The organism is Kiritimatiellia bacterium (assembly GCA_018001225.1).
Classification (GTDB): Bacteria; Verrucomicrobiota; Kiritimatiellia; order CAIQIC01; family JAGNIJ01; genus JAGNIJ01.
Map to the genome: position 1 here is coordinate 106,911 of JAGNIJ010000006.1, position 6,960 is coordinate 113,870.

Annotated in this window: 10 protein-coding genes; 2 read left to right on the forward strand and 8 right to left on the reverse strand. The window is 68.7% G+C overall.

What is annotated here, in order from left to right; genetic code table 11:
- Positions 1-7: 7 nt before the first annotated feature.
- From KA248_03655 to KA248_03690, 8 genes are all read right to left on the reverse strand, one after another.
- Entirely contained in the window at positions 8-346 is a 339-nt protein-coding gene (locus KA248_03655; GenBank protein ID MBP7828993.1) for a NifB/NifX family molybdenum-iron cluster-binding protein, read from the reverse strand.
- 19 nt (positions 347-365) lie between these two features.
- Positions 366-1,250: an ATP-binding protein gene (locus tag KA248_03660; protein MBP7828994.1), complete on the reverse strand. Its 885-nt coding sequence runs from the start codon at positions 1,248-1,250 to the stop codon at positions 366-368.
- Entirely contained in the window at positions 1,247-2,110 is an 864-nt protein-coding gene (locus tag KA248_03665) for an ATP-binding protein (protein MBP7828995.1), read from the reverse strand. Before KA248_03665 ends, KA248_03660 begins: the two co-directional genes overlap by 4 nt.
- Positions 2,107-2,457 (reverse strand): iron-sulfur cluster assembly scaffold protein, encoded by a 351-nt coding sequence (locus KA248_03670; protein ID MBP7828996.1) that lies wholly within the window; start codon positions 2,455-2,457, stop codon positions 2,107-2,109. The genes KA248_03665 and KA248_03670 overlap by 4 nt, the downstream gene beginning before the upstream one ends.
- Complete coding sequence (locus KA248_03675) at positions 2,454-3,407, reverse strand: radical SAM protein (protein ID MBP7828997.1); 954 nt, start codon at positions 3,405-3,407, stop codon at positions 2,454-2,456. The genes KA248_03670 and KA248_03675 overlap by 4 nt, the downstream gene beginning before the upstream one ends.
- Positions 3,408-3,491: 84 nt before the next feature.
- Positions 3,492-3,791: a DUF5320 domain-containing protein gene (locus KA248_03680; protein ID MBP7828998.1), complete on the reverse strand. Its 300-nt coding sequence runs from the start codon at positions 3,789-3,791 to the stop codon at positions 3,492-3,494.
- A 21-nt stretch (positions 3,792-3,812) separates the two neighbouring features.
- The gene (locus KA248_03685; protein MBP7828999.1) at positions 3,813-4,175 is read right to left on the reverse strand and encodes a NifB/NifX family molybdenum-iron cluster-binding protein; all 363 of its coding nucleotides are present in this window, start codon (positions 4,173-4,175) and stop codon (positions 3,813-3,815) included.
- A 20-nt stretch (positions 4,176-4,195) separates the two neighbouring features.
- A complete protein-coding gene (locus tag KA248_03690; protein ID MBP7829000.1) occupies positions 4,196-4,552 on the reverse strand; it encodes a DUF134 domain-containing protein in 357 nt (118 codons plus the stop codon).
- A 118-nt stretch (positions 4,553-4,670) separates the two neighbouring features.
- Between KA248_03690 and KA248_03695 the strand changes: the two genes are divergently transcribed.
- Complete coding sequence (locus KA248_03695; protein ID MBP7829001.1) at positions 4,671-5,819, forward strand: glycosyltransferase; 1,149 nt, start codon at positions 4,671-4,673, stop codon at positions 5,817-5,819.
- Positions 5,820-5,829: 10 nt separating this feature from the next.
- The gene (locus KA248_03700; protein MBP7829002.1) at positions 5,830-6,813 is read left to right on the forward strand and encodes a glycosyltransferase family 4 protein; all 984 of its coding nucleotides are present in this window, start codon (positions 5,830-5,832) and stop codon (positions 6,811-6,813) included.
- Positions 6,814-6,960 lie beyond the last annotated feature (147 nt).

The following is a 6,960-nucleotide window of genomic DNA, read 5'->3' on the forward strand; positions in this document are numbered from 1 at the left end:
GGCCGGCTCAATGGTCGCAACTATTGTCGCCGCCCTGCAGGCTTCCGGCAAGGAAAGAGGCGGCCAGTTCCTCCGGCGCGCCGGCCGGCGCGCCGACGACCACCCGGATGCCGTTCTGCGCGAAGAGCTGCTGTGCCCGTGCGCCCATCCCGCCGGCGAGGATGACGTTCGCCCCCTGCTCGTGCAGCCAGCGGGGCAGGACGCCGGGCTCGTGGGGTGGGGGATTCAACAACGTCGTCCCCGTGATCTTCCGATTATTTTCGTCCGCCTCGACCAGGGCGAACTGTTCGCAGTGGCCGAAGTGGGCGCAGAGTTTTCCGCCGGCAACCGGTATGGCTATCTTCATCGTGTGCTCCTTTTGTGGGTCAGGATTCCTTCTGTACCTTGTCGATCACGGTGTTCCAAAGGGCCCGCAGGTCGGCGCCGGCCTCGCAAGGCGGGCCTTCCGCGATGGAATGACCCGCCAGCAGCGCCTGCGTCGCCGCGCGGTCGTAGCGGATGCGGCCGGCGATCCGCGCACCCTGCTCGACGGCCCTCCGCTCGATCTCTTTCGTCTGCGCCGGGTTGATGTCCCACTTGTTCACGCACACCATCGCGGGAACCTTGAAGTGGCGCGCGAGGTCGAGCACCCGCGCCAGGTCGTGCCGGCCCGAGAGGGTCGGCTCGGTCACGATCAGCACCCTCGAGGCACCCGTGATCGAGGCGATCACGGGGCAGCCGATCCCCGGCGGGCCGTCGAGCAGTACGAGGTCGAGCTTCCGCTCCTTCGCCAGCCGGCGGCCTTCTTCACGGACCAGGGCGACCAGCTTGCCGGAGTTCTCCGCGCCCGGCGTCAGCCGGGCGTGAACCATCGGCCCGCACCGCGTGTCGGACACGTACCACTCGCCGCCGACGCGCTCCGGAAAATCAATCGCCTGCGCCGGGCAGATCCGGACACAGACCCCGCACCCCTCGCACGCGGCCGGTTCGACGAGATAGGACGCCCCGTCCCGGGCCGGCCGGATGGCGTCGAACCGGCAGTTCGCCGCGCAGAGCCCGCAACCCGTGCAGTCCGCGGCCCGGATCACCGCCTCGTGTCCGCCCCGGAATTCCTCGCGCCTTTGGACCTGCGGCTGGAGCAGCAGGTGCATATCCGCCGCGTCCACGTCGCAATCCACCAGCACGGATTGCCCCGCCAGCGTCGCGAAGGCGGCGGTGACGCTCGTCTTGCCCGTCCCGCCTTTCCCGCTGATGACGACGAGTTCTTTCACGCGAAAACGTCCTCCGCCAGCTTCAGCATGGCGTCGCGAAAGCCGGGGACGGTTTCCGCCGCCAGCTCGCCGCGCGAGTAGGCTTCCGCCACCTTTCGGTCGTCCGGCAGTTCGGCCAGGACGGGGATGGCTTCCGAGCGGCAGAAATCTCGAACCCCGTCATCGCCGATCCCCGCGCGGTTAATGACCACCCCGAAGCGCCGGCCCAGTTGCCGCATCAAGTCCACCGCCAGCCGCAGGTCGTTCAATCCAAACGGGGTCGGCTCCGTCACCAGCAGGACATCATCCGCGTCGCGCACGGTCGCGACGACCGGGCAGGCCGTCCCCGGCGGCGCATCGAGAATCACGAGCGCGCCGTCCACCCGTGCGCGCTGGAGCGCGCGAATGACCGCAGGGGCCATGGCTTCGCCGACGTTCATCCGGCCCTGGGCGAAAAGGATCCGCCCGGCGCGGCCGGTTTCGACCACGCCGACGGTCCTCGACTCTTCCCGGATCGCGCCCGTCGGGCACACCATGGCGCAGCCCCCGCACCCGTGGCACAGTTCGGGGAAGACCATCGCCCATTTCAGGACGGCGAGGGCGTTGTACTCGCAGGCCTCGGTGCATTGGCCGCAGGCCGTGCATTTCTGCTTGTCGATGACCGGGACGGGGATGCCTATCTCCTCGCTGTGCTCGATCGTGGGTTTCAGAAAGAGATGCCCGTTGGGCTCCTCCACGTCGCCGTCCAGGTACTGGACTGCCTCGCCCTGTTCGGCCAGCATGGCGGCCAGGTTGACCGCGACGGTCGTCTTGCCCGTCCCGCCCTTGCCGCTGGCGATGGCCACGGTGCGCCCAAAGGTCTGGTTCGCAGAATGGGTCATGGCTTCAACAGGTAGCCGGCCAGCGCCCGGTACAGCGTGCTGACCGCCAGGATCGCGCAGTGCCGTCCCTCCTCGGGCAGGCACTCCTGCCCCTCGAGGATCTCCCGCGGGTTGATGCCGAGGGCGTCATGCACTGTTTTACCCCGGGCCCGCTCCGCCACGGCGGCGCCGCACAGCCGCGTGTGCGCGCAGCCGTCCGTGTAATACCGGACGTCCTCGATCCGCCCGTCGCGGATGTCCAGGTAGAATTCCATCTCGTCGCCGCACGGGCCCCGCAGCCGGGCCGAGGCCGTCGGGTCATTCATCCGGCCGAAATACGGATCCGTGCCCGGGGTGGGTGTGTTCATGGAAACTCCTTTCCGTCCGCTCCGCTGATCGCCTTGAAGTATATCTCTCCGCCCTGGTACTCGCCGCGCACTCGTTTCGTTCGGGCCAGCTCGCCGAGGTATTTGGCCACCTCGTTGCGGTGCATGTCGAACGCCTCCGCGACCTGGGCGGCCGTGCACGGCCGCCGCCGGAGCATGTCCAGGATCGCCCGTTCGCCGGCCTCGACGTTCACGCCGGCCCGCTTCGGGAATCCCGCGATGACCGTGGCGCGCGGCCGGAACCAGCCGGCCCACTCCTCCATGCGCTCGCGCGGCGTCGCCTGCACCGACCGCTCCGCCGTCGGGCGCACCGCCGTGTTCAGGTGGATCTCGTCCGGCGCGATCGTCTCCGCGAGCCGGGCCAGCCGCTCCAGGCCCTCCCGCGTCGTGTTCAGCCCCTCGACCAGGAACACCTCGAGCCAGAGCTTCCCGGCGTGCGCTTCCCGGAACGCCCGAAGCCCCGCGAGGTAGAGGTCGAACGTGAGTTCCGCGTGCGGGCGGTTGACGCGCCGGAACGTCAGCGCGTCCCAGGCGCTCAACGACAGTTTCACGAGGTGCGCCCGGCGCGCGGCCTCCCGGACGTCCGACTGCCAGAACAGCGTGCCGTTGGACAGCAGCACCGACGGGAAGGGCAGGGCCCCCCGGATGAACTCCAGGACAGCCCCGAAGCCCGAGTGCAGCGTCGGCTCGCCCGAGCCCGCGAGCGTGACGTAGTCCGCCTGCCCGCCCTCGTCGCGCCAGCGCGCGAGTTCGGCGGTCACCTCGGCGACGGGCACGTACTCCCGGCGCTCCAGCGTCTTGCGCGACGTGTGCCCGAGTTGGCAGAAGACGCAGTCCAGCGTGCACGTCTTCAGCGGCGTCAGGTCCACGCCGAGCGACCGGCCGAACCGGCGCGAAGGCACCGGGCCGAAAAGATGGCGATATCCGGACATGTCACGAGGTTCCTGCTGTAGTTCCGCCGCTCTGCCGGCGGAAGGGATCTCCGGCGACAGAGCGCCGGAGCTACAGGCCATGCGCTATTTCGCGTCCGGCGTGCTTTCCAGCTCGCGGATCCGGCCTTGGATATCCTCCAGCGTCTTGCCGAAGTAGTCCGCCTGCTGTTTCAGGGCGGCCAGTTCCCGTTCCGGTGCTGCGGAGACTCGGCTCCAGCCCGGTTGTCCGGTGGCCAAGTACCTGTGTCGGTGCCCGCGGCCTCCGCCCATTCCCCGGCCCATCCCGCGACCGAAGCCCGGCGCTGCCGAACCCGCGCATAAGCCCATCCCGCGTCCGCTCATCGCACCCATTCCCATCGGTCCCGTTCGATCTCCACCTGGCATACGGCACTCTCCTTTCTTTGTTCAGACCCAATGCCCCTCGACATTAGCCGCCGCGGTTTCTTTCAAGGCCCCGGCCTTCCAGGCCTCGAGGGCGGCGGCCACCGCGCCGGGGGGCGCGAGGAAGATTTTAATCCCCGCCGCCGCGAGCGTTCGGAACGCCTTCGGGCCGACGTGCCCCGTGAGCAAGACCTCGGCGCCCAGCCGCGCGACGGACTGGGCGGCCTGGATGCCCGCCCCCTGCGCGGCGTTCAAGTTCTGCGCATTATCGTGCGCGGCGTGCTGCCCGGTTTCCGTGTCGAAGACGACAAATTTCTTCGCCCGCCCGAAATGCGGGTCGAGCGCCCCGTCCGGGTTTTCCGACTGCGCCGTGACCGCTACTTTCATCTTTCGTTTCTTCCTTTTCTTTAATCCCGCCATCCGCGTCCGTGCCGTCCACATCCCCGGCCGCGTCCGGGCGGCGCAGACCCGGCCGCGGGAATGACTGGCCCGCCTTCCAGCCGCAGCGCCTTGCCGTGGATCAGCGCGTCGGCGACCTTCCGCCGGGCGGCCTCGACCACGCGGGCGAAGGTCGGCCGCGAGATGTTCATCCGCGCGGCGGCCTGCTCCTGGTACAGCGCCTCCAGGTCGGCCAGCCGCAGCGCCTCGAGCTCGTCGAGCGCCACGACGACCTCCTCGAGGTCGCGCATCGGCACGCCGGCGGGCTTGAAATACGTCGTCCCGGGGACGAATCCGACTTTTCGCGGGCAAAAAGGCCTGGGCATGTTTGCCGTCCTGGTTCGAATCTATTATGAACATATGCTCATAATGGAATCGTGTCAAGCACGGCGCAGGCCGGGGAGGAACGGGACCTGTTTCTTGACACGGCATGGCGGCCGTCCGATGATGGCCCGGCAGGTGTTCAGGAGCAACGCGTTGCGCCCGTTCAACATCATGTTCGTCACGCCCGCCTTCGTTTACGGGGGGCTGGAGCGGGTCATCCTCGACTTGGTCCAGGCGCTGGACCGCGATCGGTTCCGGCCGATGATCTGCTCGCTCTATCCGCCCGCGCCCGGCATGAAGCCCCGGCTCGACGCGGCGGGCGTACCGTTTTTCGCCTTCGACAAGGGAGACGGGGTCAGCCTCCGCCTTGTGGTTGACCTGGCGCGCCTCTTCCGGCGCGAGCGCGTGGACCTCGTCAACGCGCACGATATCGGCGCGACGTTCTACGCCGGGCCCGCGGCCCGGTGGGCGGGTATCCGGCGCGTGGTGCACACCGACCACAGCCAGGTCCTCGGCCTGACCCGGCGGCTCGGTTTGTTCGGCGCCATCCTGCGCCACACCGCCGCGCGCGCGACCACGGTCTCCGAGCACCTGCGCCGATTCCTTGTGGAAAAACTGCGCTACCCGGCCGACCGCGTGCGGGTCATCCCGAACGGCATGGACCTGTCCGCTTACGGGAATCCGGTGGCGGACCGGCGCGCGGAATTCGGATTTGAACCGGGGGACAAGGTCATCGGCGCTTGCGGGCGGCTGACGGAACAGAAGGGGATGCTGCATCTGGTCCGCGCTCTCCCGGAGTTGCTGAAGACCCATCCCGCGGCCCGCTTGCTGATCATCGGCGACGGCCCGCAGCGGGCGGACCTGTCGGCCGAGGCGGCGAAGTCGGGGGTGGGGGACCGCGTCACGCTGACCGGCAACCGCGACGATCTGCCCGAACTGATGCGGGCGATGGACTTGTTTGCCCTGCCGTCGCTATGGGAGGGCCAGCCGCTGGTCCTGCTCGAGGCCATGGCCGCGGGTGTGCCGATCGTCGCGACGGATGTCGGCGGCGATGCGGAGGTGCTCGGCGGCGGGAAATACGGGACGCTGGTTCCCCCGTCCGACCCCGCGACGCTGGCCGCGGCCCTGAAGGGCCTCCTGGATGATCCTGCCGCCGCGCACAGCCGCGCGGACTCCGCCCGCGCGCACGTTTTCGCGGAGCGCACCCACACCGCCATGGCGCGGCAGTACGAACTTTTGTTTTCTTCCCTCCTGAACACCGAACACTGAACACTCCCCCATGCGCCTCCTCACCAACATGACCTTCTGGCAGTGCCCGTACTGGACGGAGCGCACGGACTGCATCTACGACCTCGCGGGCGCGACGGCGGACCCGGTCTTCGTCCCGTACTGGAAGGAGGCCTGGCGGTTGTTCCGGAGGCGCCGCGGCTACGACGTGGTGCTGACCATGGAGCCCCGGACCTCGCTGGCCTACGGGCTCCTGTGCGCCCTGACCGGCCGGTCCTCGAAGCAGATCATGACCGAGGTCTTCATTGACCAGCCGCGGCCGGACCACCCGTGGTGGCGGCTGAAGACGGCGTTGTTCCGGTGGGTCGCGCGCCGGGGGATCGGCGCGCTGGTATTGAGTTCCGCCGAACTGGAATCCGTGGCCGACCGGTTCGGCCTGCCGCGCGAGCGGCTGCGGTTCATCCCGCTGCAATGCACCATCGGGGAACCGCGCGAGTCGCCGACCGATGAAGGCTTCGTCGTTTCCGCGGGGCGATCCCTGCGCGATTACACCACGATCGTCCGCGCGGCACCGATGATCGGCGCGCCCGTGATCATTATGTGCGGGGCGGACGACGAGATCCCGCCGGGGCCGCTGCCCGCCAACCTGACCGTTCGGCGCGAGGCCCCGCGGGAGGAGTACGTGGACTTCCTGGCTCGATGCTCGGTGGTGGCCCTGGCGCTGAAGGAGACCCTGCGCCCGACGGGGCAGGTGGTCATGCTCGAGGCCATGGGCCTGGGCAAACCGGTGGTGGCGACCCGCCACGTCGGCACGGCGGATTACATCCGGCACGGCGAAAACGGGTTCCTCGTCGAGCCCGGCGACGCGGACGGCCTGGCGCGGGAGGTGCAGAAGCTGCTCGATGATCCGGCGTTGCGCCGCCGCATCGGGCGGCAGGGCCTGGAGGATGTGAAGCGGCGGTACGCGCTGGAGGCCCACGCCAAGGCGCGGATTCAGGCGATCGAGGGATTGCTCGCCACCGGGCGGATCCTGTAGCGCCGCACGTTGTGCGGCGGCTCGTGTTTGGCCCTTTACTAGTCCGCGACATGGCCTGAAGAGAACGAGCTTTTTTCTCTTGGTATTCAGGACCTAGTATATATACTAGGTTACAGAAAGGAGCTCTCTATGGGCTATCCAACGAAA